Source organism: Clostridium sp. K13 (assembly GCF_019734195.1).
Classification (GTDB): Bacteria; Bacillota; Clostridia; order Clostridiales; family Clostridiaceae; genus Clostridium.
Genome location: NZ_JAASHM010000049.1, coordinates 1 through 3,502, shown reverse-complemented (window position 1 = coordinate 3,502; position 3,502 = coordinate 1). Strand labels below are relative to the sequence as shown.

General features: G+C 27.2%; 4 protein-coding genes. All 4 read left to right on the top strand.

Translation table 11 applies throughout. The features are described 5' to 3' along the window. The coding region (locus HCG76_RS17110) for an SH3 domain-containing protein (protein ID WP_221719013.1) at positions 1-328 on the top strand (328 nt) is incomplete at its 5' end. Between the two features lie 182 nt (positions 329-510). After that, positions 511-1,335: an HAD family hydrolase gene (locus HCG76_RS17105; protein WP_221701470.1), complete on the top strand. Its 825-nt coding sequence runs from the start codon at positions 511-513 to the stop codon at positions 1,333-1,335. A gap of 384 nt (positions 1,336-1,719) precedes the next feature. After that, entirely contained in the window at positions 1,720-3,237 is a 1,518-nt protein-coding gene (locus HCG76_RS17100) for a sodium-dependent transporter (protein WP_221701469.1), read from the top strand. Between the two features lies 1 nt (position 3,238). Further along, the gene (locus tag HCG76_RS17095) at positions 3,239-3,346 is read left to right on the top strand and encodes a MetS family NSS transporter small subunit (RefSeq protein WP_221701468.1); all 108 of its coding nucleotides are present in this window, start codon (positions 3,239-3,241) and stop codon (positions 3,344-3,346) included. The last annotated feature ends 156 nt before the right edge of the window (positions 3,347-3,502 follow it).

The window sequence follows — 3,502 nt, the reverse complement described above, 5'->3', positions numbered from 1 at the left end:
AAGCAACGGAGCAAAAGTAGAAATAGTAGAAACAAGTGGAACTTGGTATAAGATAAAATACGGAAGTGGATATGGATATATATCTAAGGATTATGTTGTATTAAATACAAGAAGTATAGCTGAAGATACAGTGTTAAGAGAAGGAACTGCAGTTACTTTATCATTAAAAGTTAGAGATGAATCAAATTATGACTCAAATGTAATTGGATCAATTACTATGGGAGAAAAAGTTTCAGTATTAGAAGATATGGGTGAATGGAGTAAAATACAATATAAAAATAATACAGGATATATATTAAATGAATATGTAGATTTCAATATAGTTTAATTTAAACATTGATATTTGATAGAAGATAATAAGTTATGTTAATTTGATTTATGGATATAATAAATATATACATAAAAATCAGATTAACATAACTCTTTTAATTTTTATGTAGCATAAATTGAGTTTATGTGGTAAACTAAATAACCCTACATAAGTAAGATACAAAAGAGGAGAGTGAAAATATGGAACTGTTTGTAACTGATTTAGATGGAACATTAATTAATAGTAAGAGAGAGGTTCCTCAAAAATCTTTAGAAATTTTAAATAAATTAATTGAAGAAGGAGTTAACTTTACAGTAGCTACAGCTAGAACTCCAGCAACAGCAGTTGAAATATTACAGAATTTGAATTTAAAATTACCAGTTGCTTTAATGAATGGGGTATTAATATATGATACTAAAGAATTAAAATATATAGATATTAAAGGAATAGAAAAAAGTGCAGCCAATAAAGTATTAGATATTTTTAATTCACATAATAAAAATCCATTAGTATATGGAGTTAAAGAAAATCATTTATGGGTATATCATAAAGAATTTGAAAATGTATATGAATATAACTTTTATAAAGAAAGAGCTGATAAAAAGCTAAAAACCTTTGTTAAGGTTGAGGATTATAATGAATCAATATTAAATTCTAATATAATCAATTTTGTGGCCTTTGATAATTATGAAAAAATAAAAACAATTGCTGAAGAGATTGAATGTATAGAAGGAATAACTGTAAATTATTATCAAGATGTATATGAAGATTGCTATTTCTTAGAAGCATATAGCAGTGAAGCATCTAAAGCTAATGGTATAAAGTATTTATCAAAATATATAAATTATAGTAAAGTTATTTGTTTTGGTGATAACTTAAATGATATACCTATGTTTGAATTAGCAGATGAAGCCTACGCAACTTCAAATGCGGCAGAAGCAATAAAGAAAATGGCAAAAGAAGTTATAGGTAGTTGTGAAGAAGATGGAGTAGCTGAATTTTTAGAAAATAGATTTAAAAAGTAAATGATAAATTGAAACAGAAAGTGTAATATTATTGATAAAATAATAAAATACTTTCTGTTTTATTTATTATTTTATAAAAAACTTTCAAAAGATAATTAAAAAGAATGAATGAAAACGTTTATAAAATTTAAATATGAAGATTTTACCTATTTAATTAATAAACTGTGAATAACATTAAAGTGAGATAAATCAATAGTTTTATGTGAATAAATAATATAAATATAAAAATAAATATAATATTATTAACAAATTAATAAGTAAATCTTATATATAATTGATAGATTTTAATAAAATTCTTGAAAAAAATATTAATATAATATATTATAATATCAAGAGTTAAGTGGAAATACATAGAAAGATAAAATTATAAAAGGGGGAATAACAATGGATAATAAAAGAGACCAGTGGGGGACAAAGCTTGGTTTTATATTAGCAGCTGTTGGATCGGCAGTAGGTTTAGGAAATATATGGAGATTTCCTTATTTAGTGTATGAAAATGGAGGAGGAGCATTTTTAGTTCCATATTTCTTTGCTATATTTACTGCAGGTATACCACTACTAATTTTAGAGTATGGAATGGGTCATAAATTTAAAGGGTCTACTCCATTAGCTATGGCAAGAGGAAATAAAAAGTGGGAGTGGCTTGGATGGTGGCCAAGCATTACTGCATTCTTTATATTAGGTTACTACTCAATGATTTTAAGTTGGGCTATGAAATATTTTACATTAAGTTTTTCAAAAGGTTGGGGAAGTGATCCAAATGCATATTTTTATAATGACTTTTTAAAACTTACAGAATCACCATTTCAATTTGGAAGTATTATTTGGCCAGTATTAATTGGAATAGTTTTAGTTTGGGTAATTAGTTGGTTTATATGTTATAAGGGTGTAAAAGGCGGTATAGAAAAATTAAATAAAGTTTTACTACCAACATTAGTTGGTATTATGGTAATAATCGTTATAAGAGGTGTTACTTTAGAAGGTGCTACTTTAGGATTGAATAAATTATTTACTCCAGATTGGAGTAAGGTAATGGAGCCAAAGGTTTGGATTGCTGCATATGGACAAGTATTCTATTCTCTAAGCTTAGCTATGGGAATAATGATGACTTATTCAAGTTATTTACCTAAAAAGACTGATATAAATAATAGTGCATTTATGACTGGATTTGCAAACTGTGGATTTGAGTTTTTATGTGCAATTGGAGTATTTGCAATTTTAGGATTTATGGCAACAAGTCAAGGTGTTGGAATCGAAGAAGTTGTTTCAAGTGGTATTGGACTAGCGTTTATAGTTTTCCCTAAGGTATTCTCTGTTATGGGTGTATGGGGAACTATACTTGGATGTTTATTCTTTGCTTGTTTAGTATTTGCAGGGTTAACTTCTTGTGTATCTTTAGTTGAAGCTGTATCATCAGCTATAATTGATAAGACAGGTTGGGAACGTAAAAAAGTTGTTTCTGGTATTGCTTTAATTGGTGTTATCATAAGTGGAACATTTGCATCAGGAGCAGGATTATATATATTAGATATAATGGATAATTTCATTAATTGTTATGGAATTGTAGTTGTAGGATTACTAGAAGCCATTGTTATAGGATGGATAATTAAGCCGGCAACAATTAGAGAGCATACAAATAAAACTTCATATTTCAAAATAGGAAAGTGGTGGGATTTTACTGTTAAGTTTATAACACCAGCAATGTTAGCAATAATGTTAATTAGTAATTTTGTAACAGAAATTAAAACTCCTTATGCTGGGTATAACTTACCAGAATTATTTGCATATGGATGGTCTGTTATTGGTTTAGGAATAATAGGAGCACTATTATTCTCAAGAAAACCATGGAAAAATAAAGAAATAGAAAATTTTAAAGATGAAATTGAAGAGGAGGTAGTTTAATATGACAGCAACAGCATTAAGTTATTTTGCAATTGGTGCAGTAGTTTTATGGGGTGGCCTAATAACTACTTTAGCAATATCAATTAAAAAAGAAAAAGCAATGAATTAGTAAAATCCAAAATTAATAATATAAAACATTTAGCAAAGTGAAAAGGAGCAACATTAGTTGCTCCTTTTTACTTTGCTAAATTCAGTTTGTTGAAAAACCCCCTGTTTAAAAACAGAGGGTTTTTCTATTATTAGTTGTGGATAAAATTTAAAATTC

Coding starts and splice junctions, on each gene's coding strand:
- HCG76_RS17105 (WP_221701470.1), top strand. CDS start 511: ATGGAACTGTTTGTAACTGATTTAGATGGAACATTAATTAATAGTAAG.
- HCG76_RS17100 (WP_221701469.1), top strand. CDS start 1,720: ATGGATAATAAAAGAGACCAGTGGGGGACAAAGCTTGGTTTTATATTA.
- HCG76_RS17095 (WP_221701468.1), top strand. CDS start 3,239: ATGACAGCAACAGCATTAAGTTATTTTGCAATTGGTGCAGTAGTTTTA.